The sequence below is a fragment of the Mesoplasma tabanidae genome, assembly GCF_002804025.1.
Taxonomy (GTDB): Bacteria; Bacillota_I; Bacilli_A; order Mycoplasmatales; family Mycoplasmataceae; genus Mesoplasma; species Mesoplasma tabanidae.
The window spans coordinates 287003-308216 of sequence record NZ_CP024969.1; the positions used below are offsets into that span (position 1 = coordinate 287003).

The 21214-nt window shown below is 25.9% G+C and carries 12 protein-coding genes; all 12 read left to right on the forward strand.

Features of this window, described 5'->3' with window-relative positions; translation table 4 throughout:
• Positions 1 to 20 precede the first annotated feature (20 nt).
• The 12 genes from MTABA_RS01370 (at position 21) to MTABA_RS01425 (ending at position 21207) form a co-directional block, all read left to right on the forward strand.
• Positions 21 to 1247 (forward strand): aminotransferase class V-fold PLP-dependent enzyme, encoded by a 1227-nt coding sequence (locus tag MTABA_RS01370; RefSeq protein WP_100679412.1) that lies wholly within the window; start codon positions 21 to 23, stop codon positions 1245 to 1247.
• Between the two features lie 11 nt (positions 1248 to 1258).
• Positions 1259 to 1687 carry an iron-sulfur cluster assembly scaffold protein gene (locus MTABA_RS01375; RefSeq protein WP_100679413.1) on the forward strand — a complete coding sequence of 143 codons (429 nt, stop codon included), beginning with the start codon at positions 1259 to 1261 and terminating at the stop codon, positions 1685 to 1687.
• Between the two features lie 55 nt (positions 1688 to 1742).
• Positions 1743 to 2390: a 5-formyltetrahydrofolate cyclo-ligase gene (locus tag MTABA_RS01380; RefSeq protein ID WP_100679414.1), complete on the forward strand. Its 648-nt coding sequence runs from the start codon at positions 1743 to 1745 to the stop codon at positions 2388 to 2390.
• A gap of 98 nt (positions 2391 to 2488) precedes the next feature.
• On the forward strand, positions 2489 to 2845 hold the full coding sequence (locus tag MTABA_RS01385; protein ID WP_100679415.1) for a MerR family transcriptional regulator: 357 nt from the start codon (positions 2489 to 2491) through the stop codon (positions 2843 to 2845).
• 72 nt (positions 2846 to 2917) lie between these two features.
• Positions 2918 to 3904, forward strand: coding sequence for an aldo/keto reductase (locus MTABA_RS01390; protein WP_100679416.1), 987 nt, complete (start codon positions 2918 to 2920; stop codon positions 3902 to 3904).
• A gap of 92 nt (positions 3905 to 3996) precedes the next feature.
• Positions 3997 to 5277, forward strand: a complete 1281-nt coding sequence (locus tag MTABA_RS01395; RefSeq protein WP_100679417.1) for a glucose-6-phosphate isomerase — start codon at positions 3997 to 3999, stop codon at positions 5275 to 5277.
• 113 nt (positions 5278 to 5390) lie between these two features.
• Positions 5391 to 5894, forward strand: coding sequence for a dUTP diphosphatase (locus tag MTABA_RS01400; protein WP_100679418.1), 504 nt, complete (start codon positions 5391 to 5393; stop codon positions 5892 to 5894).
• Between the two features lies 1 nt (position 5895).
• Positions 5896 to 6651 (forward strand): TrmH family RNA methyltransferase, encoded by a 756-nt coding sequence (locus MTABA_RS01405; protein WP_100679419.1) that lies wholly within the window; start codon positions 5896 to 5898, stop codon positions 6649 to 6651.
• Positions 6652 to 6731: 80 nt separating this feature from the next.
• Positions 6732 to 8150, forward strand: a complete 1419-nt coding sequence (locus tag MTABA_RS01410; protein WP_100679420.1) for an NADP-dependent glyceraldehyde-3-phosphate dehydrogenase — start codon at positions 6732 to 6734, stop codon at positions 8148 to 8150.
• Between the two features lie 141 nt (positions 8151 to 8291).
• Positions 8292 to 10778, forward strand: coding sequence for an MOLPALP family lipoprotein (locus MTABA_RS01415; protein ID WP_100679421.1), 2487 nt, complete (start codon positions 8292 to 8294; stop codon positions 10776 to 10778).
• 30 nt (positions 10779 to 10808) lie between these two features.
• Positions 10809 to 15932 (forward strand): ABC transporter permease, encoded by a 5124-nt coding sequence (locus MTABA_RS01420; protein WP_100679422.1) that lies wholly within the window; start codon positions 10809 to 10811, stop codon positions 15930 to 15932.
• Between the two features lie 103 nt (positions 15933 to 16035).
• A complete protein-coding gene (locus tag MTABA_RS01425) occupies positions 16036 to 21207 on the forward strand; it encodes an ABC transporter permease (RefSeq protein WP_100679423.1) in 5172 nt (1723 codons plus the stop codon).
• Positions 21208 to 21214: the final 7 nt, after the last annotated feature.

Consider the following 21214-nt stretch of genomic DNA (forward strand, 5'->3'; position numbering starts at 1 on the left):
ATAGAAAAGTAGGTTTGTGAATGAAAGAGATTAAAAAACATTTTCCATTTTATGATAATGAAAGTGATCTAATTTACTTTGATAGTTCAGCAACTAGTCTTAAAATAAAAGAAGTTATTGATGCTGAAATAAAGTATTTAAACGAAAATGGTACAAATCCACATGCTGTTGATTATAAAAAAGGTTTTGAAGCACTTGAAATAATTAATCAAGCAAGAAGTTTAACAAAAGAATTTATTAATGCTAAAAAAGCAGAAGAAATTATTTTTACAAGTGGCACAACTCATTCAATAAATTTATTAGCTAATGGACTTAAAAAAATAATTAATAAAGATGATGAAATTTTAGTGACTGAACTTGAACATTCAGCTAACTTATTACCTTGAATATCTTTAGCAAATTCAGTTGGTGCAAAAGTTAAAAAAATTGAATTAAACAAAGATTTTACAATTAATATTGAATCACTTAAAAATCAGTTGAATAAAAAAACGAAATTAGTTACCTTCGCTAGTATTTCTAATACTGTTGGTGCTAAGAATAATATAAAGCTAATTACTAAAGTAATTAAAGAATTCAATAATAACATTATAGTACATATAGATGCTGCACAATCAATTGGACATATGAAATCTGATGTCACAGATTGAAACATTGATTTTATGTCATGATCTGCTCACAAAATGTATGGACCTTTTGGCGTTGGTTTTTTATATGGAAAATATCATTTATTAAATGATCTAGAACCACTATTTTATGGTGGAGGTATGAGTTTAAAAATTGAAGAAGATTTAGTAAAATATACACTAGCAACATTGCCTGAAAAGTTAGAAGGCGGGACACCAAATATAAGCGCCATAGCTGGGGTTATTGAATCAATAAAATTTATTAATTCAATTGGTTTAAATGAAATTGAAAACTACGAAGTTAATCTAAAAAAATACTTTAATAAAAAAGTTAAAGAAAATAATCTAGAAAATCATATTACTTTTTATAATTTGGATGTTGAATCATCAATAATATTATTTAATGTAAAGGGTGTAAATCCACAAGACATTACAAATTTTTTAGATCATAAATACAATATTTTAGTTCGTGGAGGAGCTAACTGTGCTAGAAGAATTGAAGGTGTAATTAAAACTAAAATAGCTATAAGAGCTAGTTTTGGAATTAACAATGATAAAGCAGAGATTGACAAATTTATTGAAGCTTTAAAAAACACAAATAGTTTTTTAGATGTACTGTTTTAAAGGAGAAAAAAATGATAGATATTAATGATGATATTTTATTAAGAAAAATTTTAATGCAACATTTTATAGAACCTCAAAATAAGGGTTTAAAAAACATAAAAAATGCAATAATTAAAGATGCAAAATCTCAAACTTGTGCTGATGAAATGCAAATTGAAATTTTAATTCAAAATGATATTTTTAAAGAAATTAATTTTGAGGGAACAGCTTGTGCTGTTGCAACATCAAGTGCTGATATTTTCTTTAGTTTGATAAAAGAAAAGTCAAAAGGTGATGTAAAAGAAATTATAAATCAATATAAAAATTTCTTAAACACAGGAGATGTCAATAAAATAAATTTACTAAAAAATTTGGTGGTTTTTAAAAATATAAATAAACAAAAAAATCGTATATTATGTGCCAATTTAGCAATTGATGCAATAAATGAGATTATAGGTTAATTTGTTTATGTATAATTAAATTATGAAATAATTAATTATTTAATAGGAGAAGACAATGAATAACAAAAACCAGATTAGAGAAAAATTCCTTAAAACTAGAACTTTTCTATCAAAAGCTTATAAAGAAGAAGTTAATAAAGTAATTGAAAGAAAAGTTAATCATTATATTGAAAGATATAACTTAGAAAGATATGCAATTTATCTTTCAACTGAAAATGAGCCATACACTTTAAATATTATTGAAAAAAGTTTGAAAAAAGGTATTGAAGTTTATGTTCCATTAATTATTGGTGAAAACAAAATGGAATTTAGAAGAATTACTAGTTTAGAAAAAGATTTAGAGCAAAACAAAGTATTAAACATTTTGCAGCCTAAACAATCATGTCATTTACTAGAGCAAAGTAATTATATTAATACAATGTTTATTCCATTAGTAGCTTTTGATAAAAAATTAAACAGAGTTGGTATGGGAAAAGGTTTTTATGATCGTTGATTAAACGAAAATAAATATTTAGGATATAAAATTGGTTTATCAGCGTCATCTCAATTATCAAATGAAAATATTGATTCTGATGAGTACGATGTGAGATTAGATAATGTAATTACTGAAAAAGAAGTTTACGTTCCATTTGTTGAAGAAGAAAAAGACTTTGATTATGATGTTACTTATTCTGTTTTTAATGACGAAACAATTGTAGGTTAATTTAAGTAGGCTATGCCTATTTTTTTATTTTCTATTGCATTAAAGTAGGTTTAATCTTTTACAATAAAATAAATAACGAAATTATTAAAGGAGTAAAAATGGAAAAATTATATATGAAGGATATATCAAAAGAACTTGACATCCCAGAATACGTTTTAAGGTTTTATGACAAAAAGGGATTATTTCCGTTTTTTGAAAGAGATGAAAATAATTACAGATATATTAAAAGAGAAAAACTTGAATGAGTTAGAATTGTTTCATGTTTAAAAAAATCAGGTATGCCTTTGCTTAAGATTAAAGAATATATTAATTTGGCTTTAGAAGGCAAGAATACTTATCCTAAAAGATTAGAAATGATGCTAGAACAAGAAAAAGTTGTTAAACAAAAAATGCAAGAATTGCAAGAACAATTAGACTACATTAACTATAAAAAAAATTTATATCAAAATAATTAAAAAACTATTGCATTAAAGTATGTTTAATGAAATATGATTGATTTGAGTTAAAAAGCTCAAAGGAGATAATTTATGAAAACAAGAACATTAGGCAAAGATTTAGTTGTTTCTGAAATTGGATTAGGATGCATGGGGTTAAGTTTTAGTCAACCACCATTTCCAACAAAAGAAGAAGCTATTAATCTTTTAAGAAAAGCATATGAAGAAGGTGTTACTTTTTTTGATACTGCTGAGATATATGGTCCATTTGATAATGAAGAAATATTAGGTGAAGCTTTTAAAGATATTAGAGATAAAGTTATTATTGCTACAAAGTTTGGTTTTTCATATGAAGGAAGAAATATAACTGGAGTTGATAGTAGCAGAGAAAACATTTTAAGAGCTGTTGAAGGTTCATTGAAAAGATTAAAAACAAACTATATTGATTTATATTATCAACATAGGGTTGATCCCAAAACTCCAATTGAAGAAGTAGCACAAGTAATGAAAGAATTAATGGAGCAAGGGAAAATTAAACATTGAGGGTTAAGTGAAGCATCAGCTAATACTATCAGAAGAGCTCATGCAATTTGTCCTGTTACAGCTTTGCAAAGTGAATATTCAATGTTTTGAAGAGAAGCAGAAGTAAAAGTCATACCTACATTAGAAGAACTAAATATAGGTTTTGTTCCCTTTTCACCATTAGGTAAAGGATTTTTAACAGGGACAATTAAACCTGGACATGTTTTTCCTGAAGGCGACTTCAGAAATACTGTTCCCAGATTTAATACACCAGAATATTTAGAAAACAATTTTAAATTAGTTAAATATATTGAAGAGCTAGCAAAAATAAAAAATACAACACCAGCTGCTATTGCAATTGGTTGATTATTAGCTCAAAAACCATGAATAGTACCAATTCCTGGAACTAAAAAAATTGAAAGACTTAAAGAAAATAATTCTGGTGCTCAAGTTACATTCTCAAAAGAGGAATTAAAAAATATTAAGATAATACTAGATCATATTGAACTAGTGGGTAATAGATATAATGATTTAAATGAAAGCAGAATAGACAAATAATTAAAATATTTTTTAAAGAATAGCAATTGCTATTTTTTTGTTTGATAAGAGTATAATTACTTTTGTAAAGTAAAAATTTAAGGAGAAAATATATGATTAAAGTTGATTTACAACATTCAGGACTTTCAATTACTGATTTAAATGAAGCAAAAGTTAAAAAAGTTCATGAGATGATCATTAATAAATCTGGAAAAGGTAATGATTTTTTAGGTTGAATTGAATGACCAAAAACATTTGATAAAAAAGAATATGAAAAAATGAAGAAAGTTGCATCTTCATTAAGAAATAAAATTGATGTTTTAGTTACTGTTGGAATTGGTGGTTCATACTTAGGTATAAGAGCTGCTGATGAAATGATTAGAGGAATTAATCATTCTGATAAAGTTCAAGTAATTTATGCTGGACATACTATGAGTTCAACTTATGTTTCTCAATTATCAGAATATTTAAAAGGTAAAAAATTTGGAATTTGTGTTATTTCTAAATCAGGGACAACAACAGAACCAGGTATTGCTTTTAGAGCATTGGAAAAACAATTAATTGATCAAGTTGGAGATGAAAATTCAAAAGAATTAATTGTAGCTGTAACTGATTCAGCAAAGGGAGCATTAAAGACTCTTGCTGATAACAAAGGTTATCCAACATTTGTAATTCCAGATGATATTGGAGGACGTTTCTCAGTTTTAACACCAGTAGGAATTTTTCCTTTATTAGTTGCTGGGGTTAACACTGATAATATTTTTGCTGGAGCAATTAAGGCAATGGATGAACTAGTTAAAGGTGATTTATCAAATGAAGCTTATAAATATGCTGCTGCGCGTAATGCTTTATATAACCAAGGTTATAAAGCTGAAGCTTTAGTTGCTTATGAATTGCAAATGCAATATACAGCTGAATGATGAAAACAATTATTTGGAGAATCAGAAGGAAAAGATAATAAAGGTTTATATCCAACTTCAATGATTTTCTCAACAGATTTACACTCATTAGGTCAATGAGTTCAAGAAGGCGCAAGAAATGTTTTATTTGAAACAGTTATTAAAGTTAAAGAACCAGTTGCTAACATGTTAGTTGAAACTGATGCTGATAACTATGATGGATTAAATTACTTGGCTGGTAAATCATTCCATGAAATTAATTCAACAGCTATTGAAGGTGTAATTGATGCTCATGTTAACACAGGTAAAATGCCAAATATTGTATTAGAGTTTGACAAAATGGACGATATTCAATTTGGATACTTAGTTTACTTTTTTGAAATCGCTGTTGCAATGAGTGGATACTTATTAGAAGTTAACCCATTTGACCAACCGGGAGTTGAAGTTTATAAATATAATATGTTTAAGTTACTTGGAAAACCAGGAGTTAAATAATAAATTAAAATCAGTAAAGCTGATTTTTTTTATTTCAATGCTCATATTTTAATAAATAAATATTTTATAAGATAAAATCATTAATATATTATTAAAACCATAAGGAGAAATATATGATTAGAAATGAAACTCTTAAATGATTGAGTGAACAACAAAACTTTTTAGATAATAAAATAATAGAGAAACATAATTTAACATTAGATCATGATATGTTTAGAAAAAAAATAATAGCTTTTTGAGTTGAATTAGGTGAATATGCTAATGAAGAAAAGAGTTTTAAATATTGAAAACAAGGCGCACCTGGTGGTAGAGAAGTTCAACTAGAAGAATATATTGACGGATTACATTTTATTATTAGTTTAGGAAATCAAATTAAATATAATTTTGAAGTTTTTAATTTTATTGATTCAGGTTATGACAATAACATTGATTGCTATTTTGAATTAATTCAAGATTTAACAAACTTAGTAAATAAACCAAATGATGAAACATTTGCTAAAATGTTTAATTCATTCTTACAAATTGCAAAGATTCAAAATTATTCTGAAGAAGAATTAATTAAAACTTACAAAGCAAAGCATGAAAAAAATCAACAAAGACAAGTAGAAAATTACTAAAATGGAAAAAATAACATCAACATCAAATAATAAAATTAAATATATAGTTAGATTAAGAGAAGAAAAGAAATTTCAAGCTGAAGAGCAATTATTTTTTATTGAAGGATTGCACATGGTTAAAGAGGCAATTAAAAGAAACATTATTATAACAATATTTTTAGAAGAAAGAATGCTGAATAAAGTTGAAAACATAGCTAAATTTGAATGCATTTTAATTTCAGATAATGTTTCAAATAAAATTTCATCAACAAAAACAAGTCAAGGAATTTTTGCAACTTGTAAATTAGAAGAACAAGAAATTAATTGTGATAAAAATATTTTATTACTTGATCAAATTCAAGACCCAGGTAATATGGGAACATTAATTAGAAGTGCTGCTTCATTTGACTTCCAAACAGTCATTGCATCAAATAATTCAGTTAGTTTTTATAATCCTAAAGTTTTAAGATCAACGCAAGGGAACTTATTTTCTATTAGTTTGGTTAATAATGATTTATTAAAAGTCATTAGTGAATTAAAAGAAAAAGGTTATTTAATTATAGGAACAGTTTTAAATGAAGAATCAAAGTCTTTAAAACAAGTTAAATTTATTGAAAAACAAAAGTATGGAATAATAATTGGCAATGAAGCTAAAGGCATAAGTTTAGAATTACATGACTTAATAGATATTAATTTAAACATTGAAATGAGTAATGAAGTTGAATCACTAAATGCTGCAATTGCTGGTTCAATTATCATGTATAACATTAAAAAATAAATAAATTTAATTTTTGTGTTGCCTTATAGTAGGTTGAATGTTTTAAAATTAAATTGCAATTAAATAAAGGAGAATTTATTATGGAAAAATTCAAAGCAATTATTAACAATAAGGAAATCGATTCTAATTCATGATTAGATATTATGGATCCTACATCTGAACAAGTATATGCACAAGTTAGTGCTTTATCTGCAGAAGAAATTGATTTAGCTTTTAAAGCAGCTAAATCAGCTCAAAAAGATTGAGAAGCTACTAGTGTTAAAAAAAGAATTGAATTTTTAATTAGATGAAAAGATTTAATGCTAAAAAATGAAGAAGATTTAGCTACAACAATGATGCATGAAATTGCAAAAGCATACAAAGATTGTTTAACTGAAGTTCGTAGAACAGCTGAATATATTGATTTAACAATTTCAGAATATAATGATTTAGATATCTTAACTTTTGATAAAAATTCAAAAGGTATTACTGAAGATATAGTTGCTGAATACAAAAGAATAGCAAAAGGCGTTGGAGTAGCTATTTCACCATTTAACTATCCTATTAATTTAGCAGTATCAAAATTAGCACCGGGTTTGTTAACAGGAAATACATTTGTATTTAAACCAGCTACTCAAGGCAGTGTTATTGGTATTAAAATTGGTAAACTTGCTATTGAAGCTGGTATTCCAGCAGGTGTATTAAATGTAGTTACCGGACGTGGTAGAGATATTGGTGATGTTATTGTAACTAATCCTTTAATTGATTTTATTTCTTTTACAGGTAGTGTACCAGTTGGTAGAAGATTAATGCAAATTTCAAGTTCAAAAGATTTAGTTTTAGAACTTGGTGGAAAAGATGCAGCAATTTTACTTGATGATCACAATTTAGAAAATATAGCAAAAGATATAGTTGCTGGAGCATTTAGTTATTCAGGACAAAGATGCACTGCAATTAAAAGAGTTATTACAACAGATGCTATTGCTAATAAAATAGCGCCATTAATTAAAGAAGAAATTGCTAAATTAACTATTGGTTTACCTTCTGAAAATCCAATAATTACACCAATGATTGATACAAAAAGTGCTGATTTTGTAACTGATTTAATCAATGATGCAATTACTAAAGGGGCATCTTTAGTTTATGGCGGGAATAGAAACAAAAATCTATTACAACCAACGTTATTAGACCATGTTAGTGTTGATATGAATGTTGCTTGAGAAGAACCGTTTGGACCAGTGCTACCAATTATTAGAATAAACGAAATTGATGAAATAATTGAAGTTGCTAATAAATCAAATTTTGGATTGCAAACATCAATTTATTCAAAAAATATAGATTTAGCTTATCAAGTTGCTGAAAAATTAGAGGTGGGTACTGTAAATATTAATCGAAGAACGCAAAGAGGCCCAGATGTTTTACCTTTCTTAGGTGTTAAAGATTCAGGGTTTGGTGTTCAAGGAATAAAAGAAACTATTTTATCAACAACAAGATACAGAGGAATAATAATTAAAAAATAGCAAACTATAAGGGTTTTTATACCCTTATTTTTTATTTTTTGCTTTATAAATTTGCCTTTTTTTATTTCAAATATCTAAAAATGGTATAATAATATAAATATTTTTTAATTTATATTAATCAACAAAGGAAAGGGAGTTAATATGAAAAAAGTTCTTTTAAGCTTAACAGCTTTTAGCATGTTGGCTTCATCAACTGCAACCGTAAGCTGTACTTATACGATTAAAGCTAGAGACAAGTTTGTTAAAAGTATTCAGAAAATAATTAATGTTGCTAATGTATCAGCAGAAGCTCAAATATTAACTTCAACTAATGCACCTAATTCTAATCTAGTTGTTGAAGGTTATAAAAATAATAGTAAAAAAATAAATGGTATTGAATATTCAACAACTAATGCAAATTTTCAATATTCATATTTAATTAATAATTTTAGTACTATGAAAGCTAGTCAGTTTTTGCCCAAAGAAGATCTAGTTCCATCAATGAATGGTAATAACCATGATGATAATGTTAAGATGGATAGATATTTATTTAAAAATTATGGTAGTGATTGAGTTGATTTAATTACATCAACAAGTATTAAAAATAATGAAAGTTATAAAGGAACTAAAACTGGTTCAAGTTCAATAACTAATACAGCAAGTTTAGCTTCTTCATTACTTGGTATAATTTTTGGTAGTGATTTTAGCACTGCTGAAGCTGGTTTTTTAAATGACAACATAGCAACATTGTTAAATCAATTACCAGGTTCAACAAAAGAGAGTTTAGCAAAAACATTAGATGAAATATCTGGAAAAGTTGAAAAATTGCCTGATATTAGCAATACACTGGTTAACCCTTTAAAAAAACAAATAGGAAAAACTAAATATGAAGCTATTAATGAAATTTCATCAAATTTTTGATCATCAATTTTGAAAAAAGACAATGCTGAGACTAATGAAGTAAATGAAGGTGAAATAGGTGGAACTATTAAAACTGTTGCTTCTGTACTTCAATATATATTCACTGTATTTTGATATATACAAGAATTTGCTGACATAATCGATCAAACTGTTTCAAGTGATGATTTGACAAGAATTTTAACTGAAACAGTTGATAAAAAAGACGTAAAAAATTATGACCAAATAAATCTTAATAAAACTTTTAAAATTTTAAATAATTTCTTAAATCCAGGTAGAGATACTCAAAAAGCAAAAAATCTTGTTGTTGTGTTATTAGGTATTCCAACTCAGACAAATAATTTTAAACCTAAATCAAATATTATTTTTGAACCATTATTTAAAGTTTTAGCAGGTAATAGTTCAACTTCACCACAAACAAAACAAAAAGCTGTAAGTAAAAGATCTGATAATTCAAGAATGTTTGGGTTAAATATTGAACAAATTATTAAACTTTTAAGAGACATAATTAAATCCAACAATTCTTTACCAGCTGGAATAATTAATGAATTATTAAGATTAATAAGTATATTACAAGAAATCTTGGCAAGTGATGATAAAAGTACTTTTGCAATTATTCAGACAGTTATTAATGAAGCAGTGTTTAGACCATTAACAGAAAAAGATAAGTCAATATTATTTGTAGGTGACATTTTATATTATCTTGCTGACTCAATCAATCAAAAAAATGGCAAGGTCGTAATTGACTCTGCTCCGTTTAAAAAGATTTCTGCTCTTTCAGGTAATCAAAATCCATTTGGTGCTTTATATGATGGAGGTTTACTAAAAAGTATTTTTCAAACAATCAATTATTTCACAACTAAAAGTGAAAATGGCAAAGCAATTTTTAGCGATGTTGTAATTAAGAACTTTAAAGATTTAAGCTCAATTTTTAATACTAAAATGGATATAATATTTACTCAAATGTTAAATGTTAACTATGACAATAACTTGCAGTTCTTGTATGGAATGAAAAATTCAACAATTGCTTCTATTGTTGAAGCAATTTCCAAACAATTCATTGATCCTATTGCTGGTAATGAATATTTCTTAGATTTAGGAGCTATAAGAAAAATAATTTTGTCTTTATTCAACAAATCATATTCATCAATAGAAATACAAGATGAGAATGTGCTTTCAAGTCCTAATAATTTATTTGCAACTTTAAAAGTTGTATCTGCGGCACTAAAAAATAAAACAGTTAAGTTTGATGGAAAAGAAGTTAAAGATTCTAAAGCTATTATTAATGTTTTAGGATTAAATCCCGAAAACTCAAATCAGTTCAAAAAAGGATCTATTTTTGACTCAATTGCTCAGGCTTATGGGCATGGTGTTGTAGAAAATGATGGCGATAATCCAGTAGAAATGCCTGAAAAACGTGAAAATACAGTTAAGTTAATTTCAACTTTACTTGAAGGTGTTTCATGAATGTCTAAAGTATCAGAAAAAGCATATTATGATGATAATTTTGGTCATTTTATAAATCAAAATAATTGAACATCGCAAATAATCAGTTACACTAATTTTGACAAAATTCATGAAGATGCTGAAATTAAATACAATTTAATTTATAAAAATAATAAATACAAAATAAAAGAAACTTATCAAGTAACTCTTAAAAGAGATAAAACACCAGCTAGTGAATGATTAGGAAATAATTATTTCTATGTTTCACAAATAATTAGAAAATAAATATTAAATATGAAGAGAAAGGAAGAATCTATGAAAAAAACAAGTAATTGATTGCTTTTCAAGCAAGGTTTAAAAGGTATATTTAAGTTTAAAATTCAATTTATTATTATATTGATTCTTTCTTTCTTATCTATTTTTATTTTGACTACTTCTATTTCATTAAGAGATAGATTAAATAATACATACAATGAAGTTGTTAAAAGTGTTGATAAATTTGATTATGAATATACAGATGAATTTTTTGGTAAAACAGGAACTACTAGTTCAAATAAAACATCTCAGAACTTAATGTTAATGTTTACTCCAAATGATTCATATACAACAATCAATGGTTCTAGTGAAAGATTCAATTTAACATTTAATAAAATTTATAATGGTGAAACTTTTATTACTAAAGCTTTTGAAGACCAAAGAATGAAAGCATTGTTTGATTCAACTATTAATATTGATCCTATTTCAGCTGAGTTCTCAAAAAATCTTAGAAACATCGTTTTAGATAGTTTTTATACAGAATTAGTAAAGGCGTTAAACAATCAAGATACAAATTCTGAGTCAGTTCAAAGTTTAATGAAAACACCAATATATGAGTATGCAAAAACATTAAATAAAGAACTAATTATTAATGATTATAAATATATCAGTGAAGAAGCTCAAAAATGAAACTATGATGAAGGAAAAATAATAAATAATCAAGGTTTTGATATTAACAAAATAGAGAGTAAAGAACTTTTTACTTTTACATACACTGCTTTTACAGGTCTAGCAGCATACATTGCTGATTTAAACATCTTTTTAGGTGAAAAATTTAATTCGCAAAGTGATTTAAAAAGTAATAAAGTTAATCCTGAAATTTATGAAATAATTACTGGTAATCAACATGGTAATGAACCAATAAGTAATGAATACATTGTAGATGAAAAAAATAAATACACTTTGAATTTTAAAAGTGGACAATTAAATAATGTTATTAATTCAGAAGCAAGGGATCAAGAATCAATAATATCAGCTATTAAAAAATATGGTTTAAAAGGTATAACATCACCGATATTTGTAATGGGTGATAGTCAAGAACTATCAAATTCAAATGTTAATATAAGCAATTTTAGTCTTCAATCTAATGCAAGTAATGATAATTGAAGTTCTAGAATGACAATGTTTTTTACACCTAATATGCCTTCATGAGATTTTGATACAATATTTAATAAAAGTTCTTTAGATTGAATTTTAAATGGTGCTAACTATTTAGGCGATGGTGGAGAAAATATAAGAATTGCTCAAACATTACAATTTGCATATGAAACACAAATGAAAATTGCTGCTATTGCTTCTAATATCGATTATGAATTAAGAAAAGAATTTTCAGTTTTTGATAATGTTTCACAAATTGAGTATAAAGCTGTTATGTTAGATGAAATGAATCATTCTAACTTAAAGATTTTAAATCCTGATAAAGGTGGAAGATTGCCTTTAAATAAAGGAGAGATTTTAATTTCAGAACAATTTGCTAGAGCAAGAAAAATAAAATTATTTTCAGAAATTAAAATTGGTACTCAAAACTTAGTTATTACTGGTTTTGCTACAGATACATTTTCATATTACCCGGTTGTAAATGATGATTTACCAATCCCTCAACCAAAAAATGGTGCAATAGTTTATGGAACAAGAGAAACTCTTAAAATGATCGAAACAGACTCACCATCAGGGCATGGAGAAACTATTTCTAAAACACAAGCTAAACATTTTATATGATTAAATAAAGAATCAGATTTAAATAGATTTGAAAAATTATTTAAACCTTCACAAAAACGTGTAGCTTTTGAACAATCACCATATAGATTCTCATGAATTTTACAGCCACAAGTTGTATTAGCCTATAGTCTTTTCACTATAATTCTTTCACTAATAATTGGAATAGTAGCATTAGCAGGTTTGATAATTTCATTAAAAAAATCAATAAAAGCGAATACAAAACAAATTGGTATATTAAAAGCTTTAGGTGTTGAACCTAAAAACATTGCTATTTCATATATAGCTCAAGCAGTTTTTATAGCTTTATTTATTATACCAATCAGTTGAGGAATAGGGCTTTTAGTTCAATCTGGTTTTGTTCATTTATTTATTCCTTATTTTAGTATTCAGTTATATCAAATTCAAGTTTCTATTTTACCTTTAATTTTAGGGTTTGCATTCTTTGGTGTTCTTTCAATTATGATTTCTTTCTTAACTGCTTGAAGATTAACCAATAAGCCTGTAATGGAAATATTAAGAGTTGAAGAAGAGAAAAAACATAGTTCATGATTATTAAATAAATTAAAAAATACAGTCTTTAATAAATCTAAATTCACTTTAAAATTTAGTATAACTTTAGCATCAACAAATAGAAGAAACATTTATTTAATGACTGTTGTTATTTTTATAACTTCCTTCTTAGTTTCAATTGGTTTTTCAATTCCAGCAATGGTTAGAAGCGGTGAAGCTGCATATTATAGAAATGTTGATTATTCTAACAGTTATAGTTATATTGAACCAGTTTCAAATGCACCTTTATCAAAAGGAGCTATATCTTATTCAAAAGACCCAAGCATAATTGATAGTGACTATAAAACAAAAGGAAGTTTTACAGGATATTCAAATGCATCAAACTATTTTGAGTCAACTTACGATACATCACCAATTTCTAAATATTTATATAAAGGAATGAAAGAAGATAAACCAATATATACAAATACATTTAAATATATAGTCTCTGATTCTGCGAATCAGCAAGTTTCAACTTTAACTGATGAAGAAGCAAAAACAGGTTTATTCCAATTAATTACTGAACAGTTTGGTAATAACTTTGCTAATGGAATTGGATCACAATTTTCAATTGGTACTATCGAACAAGTTTTAGGACTAATTTCTAATTCATTGTATGATGTAACAAGTTTAAATCCATCAAATGGCCAAATAAAAGAAATATCATTAACAGATGCTCAGTCAAAGCAAAAATATGAAATTATTACTAAAAACTTAACTCAAGCAATTCCAATGATATTATCAAGTATTTTAGGAAATGGTGGTTCATCTGAAACTAATGACTGAAAAGAAGAAATTTTATCAGTTATATCAGCATCTGCTCCTGCATTTGTTCAAAATTATATTCAAGACCCTTCAAGAATTCAACAGTATTCATTTGGATATGGAGTTAAGAAAATATTTAAAGATAGTGAAACTTTTGCAACAAATATAAATGTTTCAAACGACAAATATAACGTGAAACTAACAGGTTTAGAGAAAAACCAGAAAGCATTCTCAATTAATGAAAAATTATCGAATAAATTATTTGTTGATGACAAAACTTTGGGGAAAATTAATAAAGTAATTAATGGTGAGAAAACTGAACAAGATATTGTATTTAATAATTTTAAATATTATGACAAAAACACAAACACACTAACTGTTCCAATAGCACCAAATAAACAAGCATTAAATAAATATAATTTAAAATCTGACAATGTAATATCTGATATTACAACAAAACAAAATCAACTGTTATTTGAACTTAATAAGAATGGTAAAACATCTTATCAAGTTTTACCAAAACAAGCTTGAATATATAATGACAAAGATTTTATTGAGTCAGATTATTATAAAAAATCTTGAATTCCTGAACAACAAAATGAAATTAAAAATAAAAGAACAGGTGTTAACATTAAAGACACAAATTACTTAAGTCTTTATGACTTGGATAATAATAAATTCACTTACAAATATCTTTACAAAGACGATAATACATTAGTTAATGATGCTTACTTATTTAATGATTTTGCTGTTGAAAATGAACAAGGTTCATCTTATGTTAGACCATATTATCAATATCAAAATATTGAACTATACTTACCAAAAAACTTATTAAATCAAGAACAAGTAAATGGTTTTGACAAGTGAGCAAACTGAATAGATGGTTCAGCGAATAAGAAACTTGAAGGATACTATAATAATGAAATTAAGAATTCTGAAGTTCCTTTGGAAACTAAAAATGCTTGAGAATCTATGTATGGTGATGAAGTTAAAAATAGTGGTTATGTGAAAATAAATCCATATTCAATGGAATACAGTTTAACAAAAGAAGAATCATTAAATAGAGGATTGGAAAATATTATTGATACTACTGGTGATAGTTCATGATATTTAAATTCAGTTAGATCAGGACTTCTTAAACAAGAAAATACAAAAGTAAATTATGTTAATAATGATTTAAAAATTAACTTAGAATCAGTTGGAAGTTTAGATTCATATAATGGAAGTGTTACGCTTGTTGATCAAGGATTGGCTAACTTAATTGCAAATTATTCAATTTCTAGAAAATATGATGTTAATTATAATTTCTTTGAACCAGAAGTAGCATTTAAAGCTGGAGAAAAAATACCTAGTTCATCAGGCACAATTATTTCTGTGTATGATAAATATTATGTTCATAATGACTTAGAAGATTTATTTGTTTCAAACTATGAAAAAATGTTAAATGGTGGTTATAGCTCATTAGCATACACTCAAATGATGTGAAACAATGCAAAATACTCTAATATAGCAGAACCAGTAGATTTAACAACTGGATTCTTACAAACAACAATTGAAAATAATGGTATTTTACTTCTTTCACAAAAACCAATAGGTAATATTTCTCAATCAGACTTACAACTACAAGTTCAAAATCAAAAATTATTAAGTACTGAAAAAGATCTGATTGCTCAAATTTCGCAATTAGCAATCTCTGTAGCAATGTTAATCATTGTAAGTGTTATTATAACTTCGTCTTTATTAATTATATTAATAGGTGATATATATATAACACATTATCAAAGATTTATGATTTTGATGAAATCATTTGGTTATTCAAATTGAAAAGTTCAAAAATATTCATTTGGTACAGTAACCATACTTTCTGTAATTGGTTGAATTTTAGCAACATTACTAGCTTGTGGAGTAATAGCCATTGGTATATTAATGCTGAAATTGGCTGGATTTGCAGTACCGTTTATTATTTCTTGATGACCATTTGTAGCTAGTTTAGCTGTTGTATCTATTTCATATTTTGGAAGTTTAATCTTAATTTCTAAAAAAGTTAGAAATGGTGATCCTGCTCGACTATTAATGGAAACTAACGAATAATTACAACTTTTAACTTATTATAACTTTTTGAATTATTCAAAAGGGTGTAATAAGTTTTTTTGCATGTATAGTATAATTTTATTAAAGGGTTTAAGGCAAAGAAATGAATAAATTTAGAAATAATTTTTTATTTTTTAAGCAAAGCTTAAAATCAATCTTCAAGTTTAAGATTCAGTTCTTAAGTATTTTATTATTGTCGTTTATGTCAGTGTTAGTTTTAACTAGTTCTTTAACAATTAGAGACAGACTTAATGATACATATAATTCAGTAGTTGGAAATGTTGAAAAATTTGACTATCAGCTTTCAGATCAGCTTTCTTTTATGAAAGGACAACCATCAACAAATAAAGTTTCAAAAGAGTTAATGTTAAGTTTTTTGCCAAAAGATTCAAGAACTGTAATTGATTCGAATGAAACTATCAATATAAATTTTAATTCCATTTATGGGAGAACGTTTATTACAGAAGCCTTTGAAAAAGATAACAGAATGTTAAATACGTTTATTTCAAATACTTTTAATGAGGATGATTCTAGTAACTGAAATGCTTTTACTTCTACAGCATTTTTCTGAACTACAAGAATGTTAATGTTAGAAAGTTTTTATACTGACTTAGATCTTTACTATAATCATGATGATTCAAATGTTAATTATTTAAAAAATGTCCCAATCATTAGCTATATTGATGAAATTGATGATAAATCTTTTATTGAAAATGATCTTAATAACATTAAAAGTAATCTTTCTAAAATAAAATTTGATGAAAAAATTAATGAAAATAATGAAAAATTTGAATTAAATGATTTAAATAATAGTAGAAATCAAATTAACGATGTTATTAATATTCAAAATAAAGATATCTATTTATACGCTTCAAATGCTTTTTCAAGTTTATTTGCTTTTATAAGAGAATTTTTGAATGATTCTAATTGAAAATTTGATAGAGCTTTTAGAGGAAAAACTTTATTTCAATTTATTACAGGTCAGGATTTAACAAAATGGAGTCAGAAAACTGAAAATTCAAATTGAATAGTCAATGAAAAAAACAAACTTGATGATGTTATTGAAATTGGTAAAATTAAAGATAAAAATTATATATATGTTAACTCTTCTACTTCGAAAAATGATGTTTATCAAGAAATCAAAAAAAATGGTTTGAAAGGTAAATCTACACCTATTGTTGCTTTTATAGACGAAAATAATAGAATAACAAAAGCATCTATTGAAAATATTAATTTAAATCCATTAAGTATGAATTCAAATAGCTTGAATGATGATTGGAGTGGTAAATTTAGTGCAATAAATAATTCCAATATGTCTGATCAATTTTTTGCAAGTTTATTTTCAGAAAGAAACATTGAATGAGTAACTTGAAAGCAAAATAATTATTCAGCTTTTGAAGTTGACAGCCCATGAACAAATAATATGATAAATAATTATAGAACATTTTTAAAAATTGCAGCAGCGTATTCGAATTTTGAAATAGAATTTAGAAAAGAATTCAGTATCTTTGATAATTTAAACCAAATACAATATAAAGCTGTAGTTTTAGATGAATATAATAAAACTAATCTGAAAATTCTTAATGAAAATCAAGGTGGAAGGTTGCCTTTAAATAAGGGTGAAATTTTAATATCAGAACAATATGCAAAAGCGCATAATATTAAAAATAATTCAGAAATAAAGTTAGGTCCACAAGTTTTAACTGTTGTTGGTATAGCAACTGATACATTCTCTTACTATCCTATAGTTGATGAAAACGTTCCAGTTCCTCAATATAAAAACTCAGCTATTATATATGCCAGCGAAGCAACTTTTTTTCCAATAGTTGAAAATTCACAATCATCGTCAAGAGAACAAATAGTAAATACAACAATTAATTATTTTTTATGGTCTAAGGATAAACAAGTAGAGAAAAATATTGAAAATTTCACTTCTTTCACTCCATTTTCAAAAAACATTAAAACTTTTAATGAATCAGCTTATAAAATGAATTGAACTCTTCAACCATCAATAGTTTCTGGTTTACTGATCATAATGATATCAATTTCTATTATTGTTGGGATTACCTCATTATTAGGTGTTATTATTTATATTAAAAAAATGGTTAAATCAAATATAAAACAAATTGCTATTTTAAAAGCGCTGGGTGTTAATTCATTACCAATTGCTTGCTCATATGCTGTTATTGGTTTAATAATTACATTATTGATAATACCTGCTGCATGAATTACTGGAACATTTATACAATTAGTTTTCATAAAAATGTTTGTACCCTATTTCAGTATTCAATTATCACAAATTTCAATATCATTATCATCACTATTAATAGGAGTATTTCTATTTGGCTTTGCAATAATTATACTTTCAGTTATTTTTGCATATATTGAAACAAGAGAAGATGTAACACTAATGTTAAACAAGGTTGGAAAAATTAAGCAAGAAGCATTATTAATAAATTGAATAAATAGAGTTTTTGCAAACTCTAAATTTACTTTAAGATTTAGTTTAATTGTAAGTGCATCTGCAATTAAAAACACTACAACAACAGTTTTTGTTATTTTTATGTCATCATTTTTAGTTTTCTTTGGTTTATCAATTCCGGCTTTAGTTGAAACAACTAAAAATGGTTACTATAACCATTTAAACTATAGTAACCAACATAGATTTGAAGATAATGTATATAATGCTCCATTATCAAAATCAACAATTAGTTATACAGAAGATTTATCAAAAATTGATTTAAATTTTAAATCTTCACCACTAATGCAATATTATGCAAATCCAACATATAGTTATGATTCATCATTTGATGTTTCACCATTATCAAAATACATTTATTCTAAAAATCAAAATGGTACAAGTAGCATAACAAATACTTTTAAATATATAGTTAATGATTCAAGCAACGCTGCAACAAGTTTAAACAATGATCAACTAAATCCTAATAGTACAGGATTGTTTCAATTAGTTACAGAACAATTTGGTAATAACTTTGCCAATGGTATAGGTTCACAATTTAGTGTTGGTATGATTGATCAGGCACTAAATGTTATTATGAATTCATATTATGATGCTACTGCATATGGAACAAATGCTTATTCAAGAATAAATAGTGACATTGAAAACTATAATAAGTTTAATATCATAACAAAAAACTTAACTGATGCAATTCCAATGATCCTTGGAGCTATTTTAGGTGGTGGAGCTGGTGAATCATCTGGTAATTGAAAAGAAGACATTTTATCAATTATTTTAAAAAATGTTCCTCCATATGTTGAAAGATATTTGCAAAGTCCTTCACGTAAGGAACAATATGGTTTTGGATATAATGTTAAAAAAGTTACAAAAAATGAAGATTCTTTAGCAACAAATATTAGTGTTAAAACGAATGAATTTGATAATATTTCTTTAACAGGAATAAATGCTAATCAAAAAGCCTTTGATTTGAATAATAGCAAAATATTTTTAAGTGAAAAAACTGCTAGTGAAATTGAATTGCTTGTAAATAACCAATGAGATATGTCAAAATCAATTTTTGAAAATAATTTTGTTTACTATAATGCAAATACAAAAACACTAACAATTCCTATAATGCCTAATAGTCAAGCAAAAAATAAATATGACTTATCACTTAATAAAGGTTTAGAAAATCAAAAAGTTGTTGCTAACCAACTTAAATTCAAAAGTAAAAATGACAATGAATTTTTAACTTTACCAAAACAAGCGTGAGTATATAATGACTCAGACTTTTTAAACTCAGATTACTATAATAAAAATCTAAGTATTAAAGATTTAGACTTGGATATTCACAATTTTAGAACAGGTGCTTTGAAGGATACAACTTATTTAGACCCTGCAAATCTTGACAATAATAAATTTACATACAAAATTCAATATTCTGAAGAAAACTCAAATGTGATATTAGATAATAGTGCATACATGTTTAATGATTTTGCAATTGATGATAAGCAAAAGGGAATTAGTTATGTTAGACCATATTATCAATATGAAAATATTGAATTGTTTATTCCTGAAAATTTAATATCAAAAGACACTAACTGAGCAAATGAATCAACAAAGACACCAGATAAGTCTAAATATTTTAAAGAAAATATTGAAGCAACTGAGATACCAGAAAGCGTTAAAAATGCATGAGAAAGTATGTATTCAGATGCTCAAGGTTCAAAGTATATTAAAATAAAACCATATTCACTAAGTTACAAAAGAACTGATTATAAAAATAAAGGATTAGGAAATATAATTGAAAAAGAGTCTAATTATGTATGATATGCAAGTGCGATGAGAGATAACTTATTAAAGCAAGAAAAAGATACTATTAAATATCTAAATTCAAATTTAAAAATAGATTATAAAGTTGTTGATATTTTAAATTCATATAATGCAAGTATGATTTTAATGGATCAAAAAATTGCTAACATAATTTCTAATTATTCATTAGTTAAAAAACAAGATGTTAAAAACAATGTTTTTGAAGATGATCCAAAAGTTAAAGCTGGTCATACAATAACTGATAATAATGGAAATAAAATAGTAAGTGAATTTGACAGATACGAATTACATAACGATAATGATGATATCTATTTAAACGATTGAACAAAAATGTTATCTAATGGTGAAAAATCAATAAATTATAGTCAGTATATGTGAAGTAATATGAAATATTCAAATGTTGAAGAATCAATTGACTTGACAACAGGTATTTGACAAGGAACTTCAGAAAATAATGGACTACTAATGATAGGCCAATCACCAATTGGTAATATATCTGATAGTTATGTTAAAACAGGCATTATTAGTTCTAAACTACTTTCAACTGAAAAAGAATTGATAAAACAAATTACTGGTTTAGCAATTATTTTAGGAGCATTCTTTATTATAATTGTGATTATTACTGCATCATTATTAATAATGCTTATTGGAGATATTTATATAGCATCATTGCAAAGGTTTATGATATTAATGAAGTCATTTGGATATTCAAACTGAAAAACCCAGAAATATTCATTCGGAGTTGTTAGTGTGTTATCTATTCTGGCTTGACTATTTTCAACATTATTAGCAGCAGGAGCGATGTCTTCAGTTTCATTAATATTAGCTTGATATGGTTTAGCAATTCCAATGGCTATAACTTGATGACCTTTTATTGTATCAGCAATTATAATTGGTTTATCATTTTTTGGAAGTTTATCAGTAATAACAAGAAAAGTAAGAAAAGGTGACCCTGCAGGGTTATTAAATGAAACACACGAATAAGGAGTAT